Origin of the sequence: Paraburkholderia hiiakae, assembly GCF_904848665.1 — a bacterium.
Classification (GTDB): Bacteria; Pseudomonadota; Gammaproteobacteria; order Burkholderiales; family Burkholderiaceae; genus Paraburkholderia; species Paraburkholderia hiiakae.
This window is the reverse complement of the sequence record NZ_CAJHCQ010000009.1, coordinates 1-15410: the sequence shown is the minus strand read 5'-3', so window position 1 is coordinate 15410 and position 15410 is coordinate 1. Positions and strand designations below refer to the sequence as shown.

Sequence of the window (15410 nt, the reverse complement as noted above, 5' to 3'; positions counted from 1 at the left end):
ACGGGTGGGCTCGCTGCGGCGGCCCACCCATGTCGTTTGGCTAGCCTGAGCGCGCCAAGGCGCTCGACTCAGCAGCGATGAATGTCGTGCGTGACGAAGCCCGCGTGGTTGTCGGGCATATCGAGCCAAGCCTCGTTGCTGAGCGTACGCCGGATGTCGTCGAGCCCCGTAGCCCAATGCGCATGCATGGCGGAGCGCCCAAACTGGTAGTCCTTGTTGCCGCGCTCGTACTTCTGCTGCCGGTAGATGAGTTGCAGCACGTTGTAGCGCTTGCGGCAAGCCAGCTCCGCGGCGATCTCGCAAAGCTTGCTGCCCTTGCGAGCCTCCGCCGGAACCTGCTGCAGCAAGTCTCCCAGCAAGCGACGATAGCGCTGCTCCCGCAGCAACATGTCGGTGACGAGACGCGTGCGGCTCGAGTACTGAATGTCCTTCGTGCGCATCGTGACATTGTCGAGCGTGGTGGGCACAGGGCCCTGCGCGCTCCAGAGATCGACCTGAAACACGAGCGTGTCACGCCGGGGAGCGGCGCTCAGGACTTCCTGCAAAGGCGTATTGGAAACCACGCCGCCGTCCCAGAAGTATTCGCCATCGATTTCGACAGGCGCGAAGCCCGGCGGTAACGAACCCGACGCCATGAAGTGCTCGGGGCGCAGCGTCAAACGCGTGTTGTCGAAGTAGACGAAATTTCCGTTGGCGACGTTCACCGCCCCGACGGACACGCGCATTTCCCTGGAATTGATCCGGTCGAAATCGCAAAACCGCTCGAGTGTCGCCTTGAGCGCCGTGGTGTCGTACCAGCTCACACGCTCCGGCGAGTACGACGCCCAGGGCAGCGGCGTCGGCATACGCGGAACGTAAAAGCCGCTCTGCCCCTGCATGACGGCGTTGCTCGCCTGCGCCGCCATGAGCATTGAACGCGATACGTCGGAGAAGTTGAACAACATATGCTCGATCGACGCCGGCATGGATGGCGTGAAGGCCGGCGAGCAGATCGTGTTCCAGAAGCCCTTCAGACGCTGCACTCGCAGATGCGGCTCGTTACCTGCGATGATGGCCGTGTTGAGCGCGCCGATGGAGATGCCGGCAACCCAGTTGAGCGGAATATGCGCCTCCTCGAGCCCCTCGAGAACCCCGGCCTGGTATGCGCCGAGCGCGCCGCCGCCTTGCAGGACGAGCGCGACGGTTTCGTAGTCGAGCCGCCGTTCGCGATGAACGGCGGCCGCTCCCGCCTTCGCGGCTTCGCTCGCCGGTGCAGCGGCGGGTTTGCCGGCTTTCGCGCGCTCGCTCATTGCATGAACCAGCCGTGGCTCACCACGAAGGACTGGCCCGTGAACGCAGCGCTCGGGAACGCCGAGAGGAACAGCACGGTTTGCGCGACGTCCTCGACGGTCGTGAAAATGCCGTCCACCGTGCCGCCGAGCATCACGCGCTTGACCACTTCTTCCTCGCTGATGCCGAGTTCCGTCGCCTGCTCGGGAATCTGCTTTTCCACGAGCGGCGTGCGCACGAAGCCCGGACACACCACGTGCGAGCGCACATTGTGCTTGCCGCCTTCCTTGGCGAGCACACGCGCGAGGCCGAGCAGCGCGTGCTTGGCCGCGACATAGGCCGACTTCAGCGGCGACGCTTCGTGCGAATGCACCGAACCCATGTAGATCACCACGCCGCCGCGGTCATCCTTGTACATGTGCTTGAGCACCGCCTTGGTGGTGAGGAATGCGCCGTCCACGTGGATGGCCTGCATCTTCTTCCAGTCGGAGAACGCGTAGTTCTCGATCGGGTTCACGATCTGGATGCCGGCGTTCGAGACGAGGATATCCACCGGACCGAGTTCGGCCGCGACGCGGTCGATACCCTGATTCACGGCGTCTTCATTGGTGACGTCCATGGCGACGCCGATGGCCTTGCCGCCTGCGCCCTTGATCTCTTCGGCCACGGCGTTCGCGCCGCCAAGGTTGAGGTCGGCGATGGCGACCGCGGCGCCCTGCGCCGCGAGCGTGAGCGCGATTTGCTTGCCGATGCCGCTTGCGGCTCCCGTGACGACTGCGACTTTCCCTTCGAGCTTCTTCATGATCAGTTCTCCCTGGTTGTTCCTGATTGAGCGGTGATTTACTTCGCGAGATAGTCGTGAACGACTTCGCCCAGAGCAAGGGTCACGTCGGCGAGCAGGTGGCGAACTTCGACGATTTCGAGCACGGGCAAGTTTGCGACGGGCGCAAGCGCGTGCGGCGTGAGATGAAGCGCGCCCGGCCCTGTCCATGCGCCCTTGAGCTTGATGTCCTTCATGTAGTAGCGCACGAGTTCGCATACGCGCGGCGAACCGTCCACGTGCGGCACGATCTTGAGCAGGTAGTTGGGCGCGCCAAGGCGCTTTGCCTGCTCAGCAAGATCGAGTTCGCGGTGCTTGTAGCCCATCGTGCCGGTCGCGACACGTACGGGACCGTAGTCGAGCGTGCCGACCAGCGTGTCGGAGTGAACCGCAAGCGTGGGCGAAGCAAGCTTCTTCGGAAACCCCCAAAGCTCCCGGCCGCCGGCGATGGGCGGGTGGTCGTCGAGGTACATCGCATGCGTGTAGCTGCCCGGCTGGCCCTGGTACGTGACAGAGATGACCTGGCCGCTTTCCGTGTAGTCACCGAAACCGGTCGAGTCGGGCATGCGGATAAATTCGTAGCTCACGAGCGGGTCGGCGACCTCGAGCGGCTCGGGCACAACCTTGCGCAGACATTCGAGGTCGGTGCGGTAGGTGATGATCAGAAACTCCCGGTCCACGAACTTGTAAGGGCCCATCGGATACGCCGGATTGGTGATCGGCATTGCGAAAGCCTTGGATCTTACGTCTTGCATGAACATCCTCTTTGAGCTGGTGATGAGGTGACGTGTTGAAACGGGACGCGCACAAGCTGGCCAGATTTATTTGATAAACGGTCATCAGATTAAACCGGAATCTGTCAGCGCTTCGCGAAATGGATAACGCGGGAAAAGATTATAAATTTTTAGATAAAATTCGATTTGATGGCGATTAAGAATCATCGAATAATCACATCATTCTTTCAGGTGATAGCTTCGCAACCCTGTACGTCCTGCGTGCGTCCAGTCTCACGCCGCAAGGGGCTCAGACCGTCCCATCAGCTGTCAGATTCGCCGATCACCGCAATTTATTTTTCTTGAGTTACGCCAGACGAATTCATTTCACAATCGGAAAACAGCAGTTCAGAGTGATCGCAAAATTCAATTTCCTGGTTATTCTGGAAATTCGAATGCTGACTTCATCGACGAAATGAGAAATATCCGGCTTCGATTTTCATTATTCGAATTCTCCGGATTCTCAATCGACGAGTTGAATCGACCGTCTCGTTGCGGACAGCCGCATTGCCGCGCACGATCACACCGCATGGCTTCTCCATGCCGCAGCAGGCGCAGATGGCGCTGTTCGACTGCCTCGCGCGCGGGCGCTGCATCTTGACCTGCGCGAGGCCTCGCCTACTTGCTCAGTTCATGCCCGATCACGCCGCCGGCCACGGCGCCGCCAACGGTACCGACCGCGCTGCCGTCGGTGGCCCGGTTGCCGACATAGCCGCCGGCGGCGGCACCGCCCAGCGTACAGGCGCCCGTGCCTGCCGCAGCGAGCACGACGGTGATGACGAGTGAGGCGCGCGCGGCGCTTAAGCGTCTTAGCCAGTTCATCGTCGATTCTCCTGATCGATGGTTGTGGCTTTCATGCCAGCAAACTTCGTGCCGCACCGGCTTTCAGCCGTGGTGCAGGTGCAGCAGGATCAGCGTGAGCGTGACGAGCGAGCCAAGCGTGGAATGCAAAATGGTTCGCGAAGTCACGTGCGCCTCGCGACGGTAGTACTCGGCGAGCATGAACGGGCCGGTGCCTGTGGGCAGCGCCGCGAGCAGCACCGCGATTTCCACGAGCGGGTCGGACAGCCCGAATACGCGCTCGGCCAACCACCAGGTAATGAGCGGCTGCGCGACAAGCTTGGAGAGCGTGAGCCACCACGACGATTCCCGCGGCGCGTCTGCGCTCGCACGGCGCTCGGCGAGAAACAGACCGAGGCTCACAAGCGCGCACGGGCTCGCAGCGCCTCCTAGCAGCTTGAGGAATGTCTCCGCGCTCGCGGGCAGCGTGACATGCGCGGCGGAAACGACCGCCCCCAGTGCCGGCGCAACCAGCAGCGGATTGCGCAGGAGCGAGCGCACGACCTTGATGGCGAGCCGATGCGGACGCCGCTCGCTTTGCAGGCCCGTTTCGATCAGCACGATCGCGATGGCGAACAGCACGCAGACCACGAGGATCGTCGCGATGGTCGTGGGCGTGAGGCTCGACGGCCCGAACGCGATCATGCACAACGGGAAGCCGACGTAGCCGGTATTCGGATACGCGGCAGCAAGCCCATCGATGCTCGCATCCGCGAGCGGGCGGCCGAGGAACACGCGCACACCCACCACGGCGACGAACACCGCGAGCCCGGCAAGGCCGAACGCCGCGACGAAAGCAGGCTGATACAGCTCGTGCCACGTTGCGTGCGCAAGGATATCGAAGAGCAGCGCGGGCAGCGCGAGCCACACGACGAAGCGGTTCAGCTCGGAAGCCGCGGCGGGGCCGAGGACATTCGTGCGACGGCAGGCGAAGCCCGCGAAAATGAGGCCGAAAACCGGCAGGAGAATAGAAACGGCAGAAAGCATCGGGATTCGTGAATGCAACGCGCGCGGACGTGCCGCGCGCGGGGGTGAAACGCAAGATAAGGAGTGCCGCTAGTCCATGGCCGCGTGACTCGTATCGACGGTGGCGGCACTCGGGCCGGTGCGGATCAGAAAGAGCAGCGGAATCACGAGCAGCGTAGCCACGAACATCATCTTGAAGTCGTTCAGGTACGCGATCATCTGGGCCTGCTGCGTGATCGACTGGTTGAGCACGGCAAGATCGTACCGCGAACCGCTTTCGAGCATCTGCTGAACCGCCGGATTGAACGGCGTGATGTTCGCGGCGAGGTCCGAATGCGCGATCTGCGTGCTGCGCGTGACAAAGGTCTGCACGATCGAAATGCCGATACTGCTGCCGATATTGCGCATGAGGCTATAAGTGGCCGTGCCATCCGCGCGCAGTTGCGGTGTAAGCGTCGAGAACGTCAGCGCGGAAAGCGGCACGAACACGAAGCCCAGGCCGAAACCCTGCACCACGCCGGGCCACACGATATCCGAGGGCGAAAGCACGAGCGTGTACTGCATCATCTGCCACAGGGCGTATGCGGACACCACGAAGCCGAACAGCAGCATGACGCGCGGGTCCACGCGCTTCAGCATGCGCCCCGCTATCAGCATGGCCACCATCGTGCCCGCGCCGCTTGGCGCAGTAACGAGCCCAGTGGTCGCGACCGGATAGCCCATGAGGTTCTGCAGCATGGGCGGCAGCAGCGCGCGCGTGGCGTAGAGCACCGCGCCAATCACGAAAATGAAGAGCGTGCCCGTCGCGAAGTTGCGGTCCTTGAGCAGCTGGTAGCGAAAGAAGGTGCCGGGCCCCGAAGTTGCCGTATGCACAATAAAGAACGCGAAGGCAATCACCGCAACCAGCGCTTCGATGCGGATTTCCAGCGAGCCGAACCAGTCGAGCTGTTCGCCGCGGTCGAGCAACGCCTGCAGCGCACCGATGGCGAGCGCGAGCGTGGCGAAGCCGAACACGTCGAAGCGCTGCGTGCGGCCCGGCGTACGCGCGGGCATGAAGGTCGAGACGCCGAAGAACGCGAACAGGCCCACAGGCACGTTGATGAAGAACACCCAGCGCCAGTTGTAGCTATCCGTGAGCCAGCCGCCCAGCGTGGGCCCCAGCACGGGTCCAACCATCACACCCATGCCCCAGACCGCCATGGCCTGGCCCTGGCGCTCGCGCGGGTTGATGTCGAGAAGAATGGACTGCGAGAGCGGCACGAGTGACGCGCCGAACACGCCCTGCAAAAGCCGCGAAGCGACGATCTGGCCGAGCGTTTCGGAGAGCCCGCATAACGCCGAAGCCACGGTGAAGCCCGCAATCGCCATGCCTAACAGCCGCTTCACGCCATAGCGATCGGCGAGCCACCCCGTAAGCGGTGTAGCAATCGCCGCCGCGACGATGTACGAAGTGAGCACCCAGGTGATCTCGTCCTGGGAGGCGGACAGTGTGCCCTGCATATGCGGCAGCGCGACATTGGCGATCGTGCTGTCCAGCGTCTGCATCAGCGTGGCGAGCATGATCGAGAGCGTGATCATGCCGCGATTGAGCGGGGCTTCCTTGCCCGGCTCCGCCAGATGCTGCGCGGCGGCGCCGTCCTGCATGACTGCGGTCATCGTGCGGTTGTCTGGCGGCTAGCGTGTTTGGGGGCGGAGCGCATCGAATTGATAAGCATGCTTATTATACGGCTCGCGCCTGTGGACGCAATCGGTATCGCCAGGGAAAGGACGCGCGCGCGAAGGCGCGAGCCGCACGCCCGTATAATCGCGCGATGACTACCGACCTCGAAAAGCGCTTTGGCTTCCTGGTCGTCGACGTAGGCCGCCTGTACGGCAAACGTTACGACGAGCTTGCGAAGTCGTCGCTCGAACTCACCCGCGCGCAGTGCCGCATGATCGCGTACCTGGCGCACTACGGCGACATGAACCAGGCACGTCTTGCCGAACTGCTGGAAGTGGCGCCCATTTCCGCGGGGCGGCTGCTGGAGCGCATGGAGGAAGGCGGCTGGGTCGAGCGCACGCCGAACCCGGACGACCGCCGCGAATTGCTGGTGAGCCTTACGCCCAAGGCGGAAGGCGTGCTCACGGGCGCACGCCGCGTGGGCGACGAGGTGCAGGCGGAAGCCCTGGCGGGCTTCACACCTGAAGAAGCTGAGCAATTCAGTGCGATGCTTCAGCGAGTGCGCGCCAATCTCGGCGCGCTGGTGGAGCGGTAAATCGCGTTAGCGCAGCCGCACGAGCGTGGACTTGAGTTCCGTGTACTTTTCGAGCGCGTGCAACGACTTGTCGCGGCCGTTGCCCGATTCCTTGAAGCCGCCGAACGGGAAGTTCATGTCGCCGCCTTCGTCGTAGCAGTTCACCCACACCGTGCCCGCACGCAGGCGGCGCGAAATTTCATGCGCATGCGTGAGGTTAGCGGTCCACACAGCCGCGGCGAGCCCGTAATCGCTGTCGTTGGCAATGCGCACCGCCTCGTCGATCGTGCTAAACGTGATGACCGAGAGCACCGGCCCGAAAATTTCCTCGCGCGCAACCTTCGTGTCGTGATGCGTGTCGAACACGGTGGGCTCCACGTAGAAACCGCCGCCCTCCGCATTCACGCGTTCGCCACCGGTCAGCAGCTTCGAATCCTTGCGGCCGGCCTCGATATAGCTCAGCACCCGCTCTAGCTGAACCTTGTCGATAATCGCGCCCATCGACACATTCGGATCGAGAGGATTCCCAGGCTTATATGCCTTCGCGGCCTCGACAAGCTTCGCGAGGAACACATCCTTGATCTCGTGATGGACGAGCAGGCGCGAGCCCGCCGTGCACATCTCGCCCATGTTGTAGAAGATTGCGCCCGCCGCTGCGTTTGCGGCACGATCGAGATCCGGGCAATCGTGCAGTACGATGTTGGGCGACTTGCCGCCAAGTTCGAGCCACACGCGCTTGAGGTTCGACTGGCCCGCGTACTGCATGATCTGCTTGCCCACGTTCGTCGATCCGGTGAACGCTATGCAGTCCACGTCGCGATGTAAGCCAAGCAGCTTCCCCGGTTCCCCGCCGCCCGGCAGCACGTTGAACACGCCCGCCGGAATGCCGGCCTCGTGCGCAAGTTGCGCCACGCGAATGGCCGTGAGCGGCGACTTCTCCGAAGGCTTGAGCACGACGCTATTGCCCGCGGCGAGCGCAGGCCCGAACTTCCACGAAGCCATCAGGATCGGGAAGTTCCACGGCACGACGGCGGCGACCACGCCAATGGGTTCGCGCGTGACGAGGCCGACGAGATGATGATCGGCGGGCACGACTTCGCCGCCGACCTTGTCGATGGCTTCAGCGAACCATTCCACGCAGTAGGCCGCACCCGGCACATCGACAGTGGTCGTGTCGCCAATGGGCTTGCCTGCGTCGAGCGTTTCGAGCAATGCCAGCTCGTCGAGGTGCTCGCGCATGAGCGCAGCCCAGCGCAGCAGAACGGCCTTGCGGGCACGCGGATTCAGGCCTGCCCATACGCCGTCGTTGAACGCGCGGCGCGCGGCGCCGACCGCGGCATCGACATCGGCTGCGCCGCAATCGGCCACGCCTGCGAGCACACGGCCGTCGATCGGGCTCACGCAGTCGAACGTGCGGCCCGAATACGCGTCACGGTACGCGCCGTCGATGAATGCGCGGCCTTCAATCGAAAGCGTCGCGGCCTTGTCCTGCCAGTAAGCGAGAGTTTTCTTTTCCATCAGGATGCCTCAATGATTTGCGATCCACCTTGCACGCCGCAACGCGGCGCCAAGGTGAAACGGGTTCGCGCGATCAGGGAGTCAGAAGGTGGGCGGCGAATTGGCCGACACCACTTCGCAGACTTCGTTCGCGCTGGGATTGCGAAACCGGTGCGGGAAGCGGCTTTCGAAGTAGTAGCTGTCTCCGGGGTCGAGCAGCCACGTCGTGCCCTCCACGGTCAGTTCGAGTTGTCCAGCGACCACCACGCCGCCTTCGTGCCCTGCATGCGTCAGCATTTCAGGCCCGGTATCGGCCAGCGGCTGATAGACCTCGCGCATGATGCCCATGTTGCGGTCCTTCACGCTCGCGCCGGCCAGATAGAACTCGATCGATTCGTTGCCGAGGTTCGGCATTTCGCCGCGCCGCGACACGACTTCTGTCCCTTCGGTGAGATCGAACGTGAAGAACTCGGCGAGGCTCATCGGAATGCATTCGAGCAACTTCTTGAGCGAGCCCACGGAGGGACTGACGCGACTTTGCTCGATCAGCGAGATCGCGCCATTGGTCACGCCCGCACGCTTGGCGAGCTCGCGCTGCGACAACCCATAGCGTTTGCGAACGTAGCGCAGGCGCGTGGCAACTTCGGATGACACAGAGGAGGACTCGGACACGATGAAGGACCGTTAGCAGAGCGCGTAAGGGGCGCGGTGGACGTGTTGAATATTCTAATCACTTTGCTTTATTTTGCGTCAGTACAAACCCCTGTAAGTTATTCGAAATATAAGTGCAGGAGCCGATATTTCGCACAGCGTGCTATTTCGCAGGGCTCTCGGGGAAAGTGCTGACATCAAAAACTTGAAAAAATAATTGACGCCCTTTTTGGCTCGTATATGCTGAACTACAGGTCGAACACTGCATCGTTTCTTCCGCGTTGCAACGCAAAAACCGCGTTTTATGCGAGAAACATAGCGAGTCGGCTGAGTTTGGAAAGCAATACATCGATGTCGCTCAATGTTTAATGCATCACTCAAATTGACGACCTCGAATGCTTGAACCAGACGTCTTTTTCAACGCAACCAGTCGAGTGTTATTGTGAGAGTCCGTGGCCCTCTGGTGAGGTGGGATCGTAGTCATGCGAGGTGTCTTCGCAGTGACTGCACCGCCATCGCCGACGGCAGTAGCGGCAGGCTTGCCTCTCGCCTGTTCCTGTCCGTCTTCACGATCCTTTCCCGCCGCTCCGTCCGGCGTCATAACTCCGTCTCCGCACGCGCCTTCATTGCCGTCCACACGGACGAAGTCGCGTCGCTTCTGCCCTAGCGCCTCTCCTTCCTGCGCCGTTCGTTTTCTTCGCCGTCGTTTGTTCGCGAGGTGTCTCGTCGCGCCTCTACGAGGTGGCTGCGCACGACTGAGCACAGTCGCGCCTCACAACGGCAAGAAACGAACCGCCTACATGATCTCCACGCGCAGCGCGATACGTTAGCGTCGCTGCGCGGAGCACACAGGGTTTGTAGTTTTGCGTCCCGCAAGGCTGCAAGGTCATGTCACGCCCGTCGCATCGATATGTCACGCACGGGCAAACAAGCGAATCATTAGTCATGCGAACCAGACCATTAGTTGGCGTCACCGCCGACCGCACGATGATGGGACCGCACGCTTCACACGTTGCTGGCGAGAAGTACATCGGCGCAGCGGTGGATGGCGCCGGCGCACTCGCATTCGTGCTGCCCGCGCTTGGCGAGCGGCAGGCTGCGTCCGACATTCTCGAAGCCGTGGATGGCCTGCTTTTCACGGGCAGCTATTCGAACGTCGAGCCGCATCGTTATGGCGGCCCGGCGAGCGAGGCAGGCACGCTGCACGACCCGGCCCGCGACGCCACCACGCTGCCGCTCATGCGTGCCGCGATCGAAGCTGGCGTGCCGGTGCTCGCCATCTGCCGGGGCTTCCAGGAGATGAACGTGGTATTCGGCGGCACGCTGCATCAGCAGGTGCATAACGTTGCACGCTATGACGACCATCGCGAGAACAAGGACGATCCGCTCGACACGCAATACGGCCCGGCGCACGCGTTGAAGCTAGTGGAAGGCGGTCTGCTGCAACGGCTCGCGGGTGGTGCACGCGAAGCACGCGTGAATTCGCTGCACGGCCAGGGTATCGAGCGGCTGGGTGCGGGCCTCGTGGCCGAGGCATTCGCACCCGACGGTCTCATCGAAGCCGTGAGCGTGGCGAACGCGCACAGCTTCGCGCTTGGCGTGCAATGGCACCCCGAGTGGAAATACGCCGACGACGCGCTGTCCACCGCCATCTTCCACGCGTTCGGCGAGGCTTGCCGCAACCACATGCTGGCCCGAATACCGCGCGGGGCCGGACACGACGTGGCGCATGCGCCGCGCGCTGCCCACGCCTGATGCCGGCCCATACAGAACAGAGAGAAAGATCATGCATGAAATCGACGAATTCCTGAAAAAGCATCACATCACCGAAATCGAAGCGATCATCCCCGACATGGCGGGCATCGCACGCGGCAAGATCATTCCGCGCAGCAAGTTCGAGTCGGGCGAGTCCATGCGCTTGCCGCAAGCCGTGATGATCCAGACCGTCACGGGCGAATACCCCGAAGACGGCAGCCTCACCGGCGTCACCGATCCCGACATGGTGTGCGTGCCCGATGCGTCCACCATCCGCATCATTCCGTGGGCCACCGACCCCACGGCGCAAGTGATTCACGATTGCGTCCACTTCGACGGCACGCCCGTCGAGATCTCGCCGCGCCGCGTCCTGCGCCGCGTGCTCGAACTCTATGAAGCCAAGGGCTGGAAGCCGATCATTGCGCCAGAACTGGAGTTCTATCTCGTCGACATGAACAAGGACCCGGACATTCCGCTCGCGCCGCCCATCGGCCGCACGGGCCGTCCGGAAACCGGCCGCCAGGCGTACTCGATCGAAGCGGTGAACGAGTTCGATCCGCTCTTCGAGGACATCTACGAGTACTGCGATATTCAGGACCTCGAAGTCGACACACTGATTCACGAAGTCGGCGCCGCGCAGATGGAAATCAACTTCATGCACGGTGAACCGCTGGGCCTCGCCGACCGCGTGTTCCTGTTCAAGCGCACGGTGCGTGAAGCCGCGCTGCGCCATCATATGTACGCCACGTTCATGGCGAAGCCGATGGAGAACGAGCCGGGCTCGGCCATGCACATTCATCAGAGCCTCGTCTCGGCGGAAAGCGGCCAGAACCTCTTCACGGGCTCGGACGGCAAACCCACGGACATGTTCCATGCGTACATCGCCGGCCTGCAGAAGTACACGCCCGCGCTCATGCCGATCTTCGCGCCGTACATCAACTCGTATCGCCGGCTGTCGCGCTTCATGGCCGCGCCGATCAACGTTGCGTGGGGCTACGACAACCGCACCGTGGGCTTTCGCGTGCCGTATTCGTCGCCGGCCGCGCGCCGTGTGGAGAACCGCATCCCGGGCGTGGATACCAACCCGTATCTCGCGATTGCCGCGACACTCGCCGCAGGCTACCTGGGCATGACGCAGCACCTCAAACCAACGGAACCGCTCGTGAGCGACGGCTACGCACTGCCGTACCAGTTGCCGCGCAACCTCGAAGAGGGCCTCACGTTGATGAGCGCGTGCGAGCCGCTCAACGACCTCCTCGGCGAGAAGTTCGTGCGCGCCTACCTTGCGCTCAAGGAAACCGAATACGAAGCGTATTTCCGCGTGATCAGTTCGTGGGAACGCAAGCACCTGCTGCTGCACGTGTAAACGAAAGGAGACACAGTAATGAGCTATCGAATCGACGCCCCCGCCAGCGCGCTGCAGGAAGTGCCGACGACGCTGCGCGCCCAATCCACGCGCGCGACGCGCTCGACGAGCGAATACCGCGCGCTGGACGCCGCGCATCACATTCACCCGTTTTCGGACATGGGCTCGCTCAACAAGCAAGGCAGCCGTGTGATCGTGAAGGCGAAAGGTGTGTACCTGTGGGACTCCGAAGGCAACCAGATCATCGACGGCATGGCCGGGCTCTGGTGCGTGAACGTGGGCTATGGCCGCAAGGAACTGGCCGACGCCGCCTACGAGCAAATGCAGGAACTGCCCTTCTACAACACGTTCTTCAAGACCACGCACCCGCCGGTCATTGAATTGTCGGCGCTGCTTGCGCAGCTTTCGCCGGAGCCGTTCAACCACTTCTTCTATTGCAACAGCGGCTCCGAAGGCAACGACACGGTGCTGCGCATCGTGCATCAATACTGGCTCACGCAAGGCAAGCCCTCGAAGAAGGTCGTCATCTCGCGCAGGAACGCGTATCACGGTTCGACGATCGCGGGCGGCACGCTGGGTGGCATGGGCTACATGCACGAACAGATGCCCTCGAAGGTCGAGAACATCGTGCACATCGACCAGCCGTACTTCTATGGCGAAGCGCCGGCCGACATGACGCCCGAAGAGTTCGGTCTCGCGCGTGCACAGCACCTCGAAGCGAAGATTCTCGAAGTGGGCGCGGAGAACGTGGCCGCCTTTATCGGCGAGCCGTTCCAGGGCGCGGGCGGCGTGATCTTCCCGCCCTCCACCTACTGGCCGGAAATTCAGCGCATTTGCCGCAAGTACGACGTCCTGCTCTGCGCCGACGAAGTGATCGGCGGTTTTGGCCGCACCGGCGAATGGTTCGCGCATCAGCACTTCGGCTTCGAGCCGGATCTCATCACGATGGCCAAGGGCCTCACGAGCGGCTATGTGCCGATGGGCGCAGTGGGCATTCACGACCGCGTGGCGAAAGCGCTCATCGAGAACGGCGAGTTCAATCACGGCCTCACGTATTCGGGGCATCCCGTGGCTGCTGCCGTGGCCGTTGCGAACCTCAAGCTGCTGCGCGACGAAGGCATCGTTACGCGGGTGAAGAACGACACCGGCCCGTACTTCCAGCAACGCCTGCGCGAGACCTTCGCCAATCATCCGATCATCGGCGACATCTCGGGTGCGGGTCTCGTAGCGGGTCTGCAGCTCGCGGAAGATCCGAAGGCGCGCAAGCGCTTCGCGAATGGCGGCGACGTGGGCACGCTCTGCCGCGACTTCTGCTTCAACGGCAACCTCATCATGCGCGCCACGGGCGACCGCATGCTGCTCTCGCCGCCGCTCGTCGTCACGCGCGCCGAGATCGATGAAATCGTGTCGAAGGCGAAGAAAGCCATCGACGCAACTGCGCAACAACTGGGTCTTTCTTAACGCGACTTGTCCACGGCGGGCGGCGCAACGGGGTGCTGGGCCTCCCGCCGATCTTCATCTTCAGGGGAAAGCAACATGAGTGTTAGTCATCTTCGTCATGCGGTCGCACTTGCGGCCCTCGCAGCGTGTGCGGGCCTCACGGCCATTTCGAGCCAGTCTGCGCACGCGGCCGACGGCGATTTGAACGTCTATAACTGGTCCGACTATATCGCGAAGGACACCATCCCGAACTTCGAAAAGGATGCGGGCATCAAGGTCAAGTACGACAACTACGACAGCGACGACACGCTGCAAGCCAAGCTGCTCGCCGGCAGCTCGGGTTACGATATCGTTGTGCCCACATCGAATTACATGGCCAAGCAGATTCAGGCCGGCGTGTACCAGAAGCTCGACAAGTCGAAGATCCCCAACCTCGCGAACCTCGACCCCGTGCTCATGCACATGATCGCCGACGCCGATCCGGGCAATCAATACGGCGTGCCCTGGGCATTCGGCACCGACGGCATCGGCTACAACAAGCAGGCAGTGGAAAAGGCACTCGGCCCGAACGCGCCCGTAGATAGCTGGGCGCTCGTGTTCGACCCGCAGAATCTTTCGAAGCTCAAGGGCTGTGGCGTGTCGTTCCTCGACCAGGCGGTGGACGTGTTTGCCGCGACGCTGCAATACATGCACAAGGACCCGAACAGCACGAACCCCGCCGACTACCAGGCCGCGTTTGAAGTGCTGAAGAAAGTCCGCCCCTATATCACCCAGTTCAATTCGTCGGGCTATATCAACGACCTCGTGAACAACGATATCTGCGTGGCCGTGGCCTGGTCGGGCGACGTCGGCATTGCGCACCGTCGCGCCGAGGAGGCCAAGCGCTCGTATGACGTCAAGTTCTCGAACGTGAAGGAAGGCGGTCTGCTGTGGTTCGACGTGATGGTCGTCCCCAAGGACGCCCCGCACCCCGAAAACGCGATGAAGTGGATCAACTACATCTCGGACCCGAAGGTCAACGCGCAGATCACCAACGAAGTGTTCTACCCGACCGCGAACAAGGCGGCACGCCAGTTCGTTACCCCTGGGGTTGCGCAGGACGCGACGGTGTACCCGCCGGAAGACGTACTCAAGAAGATGACGCTGATGAAGCCGATGCCGGCTGACATTCTGCGCCTCGAAAACCGCCTGTGGGCCCAGTTGAAAACGGGCCACTAACACCCTGATCACCCCCTGAAGGAAACAAGAAGGAGACGACGCGGAAGAGGGATCGCTCGACCCCTCTCCGCCTGAAGTACGCAATTCCGAAGTCCGGCCGCGCAGCGCCGCCCCCCTTTTTTGACGACGCGCGCGAGCCTTTCCCGAGCTCCGTTCGCAGTACTAATCGCGAGTCGCCCCGTGCGCCCCGTGCGGGCCGACTCGCGCCTGAAAAACGTGTACTGCGATCAGAAAGGAACCAAGGTCAGATCATGAATTCGACGTCTAAAGTCAACGCCCCAGAAGCTCTGCGCGCCAACGCGACCCCGGCAAAGAACGACGCATTCGTGCGTATCGAAAACGTCGTCAAGAAGTTCGGCGAGAGCATCGCCGTGGACAACGTGAGCCTGAACATCGCCAAGAACGAGCTTTTTGCGCTGCTCGGCAGTTCGGGCTGCGGCAAGTCCACGCTGCTGCGCATGCTCGCGGGTCTCGAATCGGCTACGTCGGGCCGCATCTTCGTCGACGGCGAAGACCTCGCGTCGCTGCCCCCGTACCGCCGTCCCGTGAACATGATGTTCCAGTCGTATGCCCTCTTCCCG

The 15410-nt window shown here is 62.4% G+C and carries 15 protein-coding genes; 7 read left to right on the top strand and 8 right to left on the bottom strand.

Annotated elements, in window-relative coordinates; translation table 11 throughout:
- Positions 1–68: 68 nt before the first annotated feature.
- The 6 genes from JMY28_RS18185 to JMY28_RS18160 form a co-directional block, all read right to left on the bottom strand.
- On the bottom strand, positions 69–1289 hold the full coding sequence (locus tag JMY28_RS18185; protein WP_201697301.1) for a DUF3734 domain-containing protein: 1221 nt from the start codon (positions 1287–1289) through the stop codon (positions 69–71).
- Positions 1286–2071, bottom strand: a complete 786-nt coding sequence (locus tag JMY28_RS18180; protein ID WP_201697300.1) for a 3-hydroxybutyrate dehydrogenase — start codon at positions 2069–2071, stop codon at positions 1286–1288. The genes JMY28_RS18185 and JMY28_RS18180 overlap by 4 nt, the downstream gene beginning before the upstream one ends.
- 38 nt (positions 2072–2109) lie before the next feature.
- The gene (locus JMY28_RS18175) at positions 2110–2850 is read right to left on the bottom strand and encodes an acetoacetate decarboxylase (RefSeq protein WP_201697299.1); all 741 of its coding nucleotides are present in this window, start codon (positions 2848–2850) and stop codon (positions 2110–2112) included.
- A 630-nt stretch (positions 2851–3480) separates the two neighbouring features.
- A complete protein-coding gene (locus JMY28_RS18170; RefSeq protein WP_201697298.1) occupies positions 3481–3684 on the bottom strand; it encodes a glycine zipper domain-containing protein in 204 nt (67 codons plus the stop codon).
- 63 nt (positions 3685–3747) lie between these two features.
- Positions 3748–4689: an AEC family transporter gene (locus tag JMY28_RS18165; RefSeq protein WP_201697297.1), complete on the bottom strand. Its 942-nt coding sequence runs from the start codon at positions 4687–4689 to the stop codon at positions 3748–3750.
- A gap of 69 nt (positions 4690–4758) precedes the next feature.
- Positions 4759–6246, bottom strand: a complete 1488-nt coding sequence (locus JMY28_RS18160) for a DHA2 family efflux MFS transporter permease subunit (protein ID WP_201697531.1) — start codon at positions 6244–6246, stop codon at positions 4759–4761.
- A gap of 233 nt (positions 6247–6479) precedes the next feature.
- On the opposite strand from JMY28_RS18160, the gene JMY28_RS18155 reads away from it, so the two are divergent.
- The gene (locus JMY28_RS18155) at positions 6480–6923 is read left to right on the top strand and encodes a MarR family winged helix-turn-helix transcriptional regulator (RefSeq protein WP_201697296.1); all 444 of its coding nucleotides are present in this window, start codon (positions 6480–6482) and stop codon (positions 6921–6923) included.
- Between the two features lie 6 nt (positions 6924–6929).
- Here JMY28_RS18155 and JMY28_RS18150 read toward each other — a convergent pair whose 3' ends face one another.
- Both JMY28_RS18150 and JMY28_RS18145 read right to left on the bottom strand, forming a co-directional pair.
- A complete protein-coding gene (locus JMY28_RS18150; protein WP_201697295.1) occupies positions 6930–8420 on the bottom strand; it encodes an aldehyde dehydrogenase in 1491 nt (496 codons plus the stop codon).
- An 81-nt stretch (positions 8421–8501) separates the two neighbouring features.
- Positions 8502–9053: a cupin domain-containing protein gene (locus JMY28_RS18145; RefSeq protein WP_201697294.1), complete on the bottom strand. Its 552-nt coding sequence runs from the start codon at positions 9051–9053 to the stop codon at positions 8502–8504.
- A 439-nt stretch (positions 9054–9492) separates the two neighbouring features.
- Between JMY28_RS18145 and JMY28_RS38960 the strand changes: the two genes are divergently transcribed.
- From JMY28_RS38960 to JMY28_RS18120, 6 genes are all read left to right on the top strand, one after another.
- The gene (locus JMY28_RS38960; RefSeq protein WP_236596917.1) at positions 9493–9717 is read left to right on the top strand and encodes a hypothetical protein; all 225 of its coding nucleotides are present in this window, start codon (positions 9493–9495) and stop codon (positions 9715–9717) included.
- Positions 9718–9995: 278 nt separating this feature from the next.
- Positions 9996–10805: a gamma-glutamyl-gamma-aminobutyrate hydrolase family protein gene (locus JMY28_RS18140; protein WP_201697293.1), complete on the top strand. Its 810-nt coding sequence runs from the start codon at positions 9996–9998 to the stop codon at positions 10803–10805.
- Positions 10806–10836: 31 nt separating this feature from the next.
- Positions 10837–12171 carry a glutamine synthetase family protein gene (locus tag JMY28_RS18135; RefSeq protein ID WP_201697292.1) on the top strand — a complete coding sequence of 445 codons (1335 nt, stop codon included), beginning with the start codon at positions 10837–10839 and terminating at the stop codon, positions 12169–12171.
- Between the two features lie 18 nt (positions 12172–12189).
- Positions 12190–13632, top strand: a complete 1443-nt coding sequence (locus tag JMY28_RS18130; RefSeq protein WP_201697291.1) for an aspartate aminotransferase family protein — start codon at positions 12190–12192, stop codon at positions 13630–13632.
- A 75-nt stretch (positions 13633–13707) separates the two neighbouring features.
- A complete protein-coding gene (locus JMY28_RS18125; protein WP_201697290.1) occupies positions 13708–14829 on the top strand; it encodes a polyamine ABC transporter substrate-binding protein in 1122 nt (373 codons plus the stop codon).
- Positions 14830–15080: 251 nt separating this feature from the next.
- Positions 15081–15410, top strand: a 330-nt coding sequence (locus JMY28_RS18120) for an ATP-binding cassette domain-containing protein (protein ID WP_201697289.1), incomplete at its 3' end; no start/stop codon positions are given.

Bases quoted from the DNA above. Each gene is read 5' to 3' on its own strand.
- JMY28_RS18155 (WP_201697296.1), top strand. From the start codon at position 6,480: ATGACTACCGACCTCGAAAAGCGCTTTGGCTTCCTGGTCGTCGACGTA.
- JMY28_RS18170 (WP_201697298.1), bottom strand. From the start codon at position 3,684: ATGAACTGGCTAAGACGCTTAAGCGCCGCGCGCGCCTCACTCGTCATC.
- JMY28_RS18180 (WP_201697300.1), bottom strand. From the start codon at position 2,071: ATGAAGAAGCTCGAAGGGAAAGTCGCAGTCGTCACGGGAGCCGCAAGC.
- JMY28_RS18160 (WP_201697531.1), bottom strand. From the start codon at position 6,246: ATGATCACGCTCTCGATCATGCTCGCCACGCTGATGCAGACGCTGGAC.
- JMY28_RS18140 (WP_201697293.1), top strand. From the start codon at position 9,996: ATGCGAACCAGACCATTAGTTGGCGTCACCGCCGACCGCACGATGATG.
- JMY28_RS18135 (WP_201697292.1), top strand. From the start codon at position 10,837: ATGCATGAAATCGACGAATTCCTGAAAAAGCATCACATCACCGAAATC.
- JMY28_RS18125 (WP_201697290.1), top strand. From the start codon at position 13,708: ATGAGTGTTAGTCATCTTCGTCATGCGGTCGCACTTGCGGCCCTCGCA.
- JMY28_RS18185 (WP_201697301.1), bottom strand. From the start codon at position 1,289: ATGAGCGAGCGCGCGAAAGCCGGCAAACCCGCCGCTGCACCGGCGAGC.
- JMY28_RS18150 (WP_201697295.1), bottom strand. From the start codon at position 8,420: ATGGAAAAGAAAACTCTCGCTTACTGGCAGGACAAGGCCGCGACGCTT.
- JMY28_RS18175 (WP_201697299.1), bottom strand. From the start codon at position 2,850: ATGTTCATGCAAGACGTAAGATCCAAGGCTTTCGCAATGCCGATCACC.
- JMY28_RS18165 (WP_201697297.1), bottom strand. From the start codon at position 4,689: ATGCTTTCTGCCGTTTCTATTCTCCTGCCGGTTTTCGGCCTCATTTTC.
- JMY28_RS18130 (WP_201697291.1), top strand. From the start codon at position 12,190: ATGAGCTATCGAATCGACGCCCCCGCCAGCGCGCTGCAGGAAGTGCCG.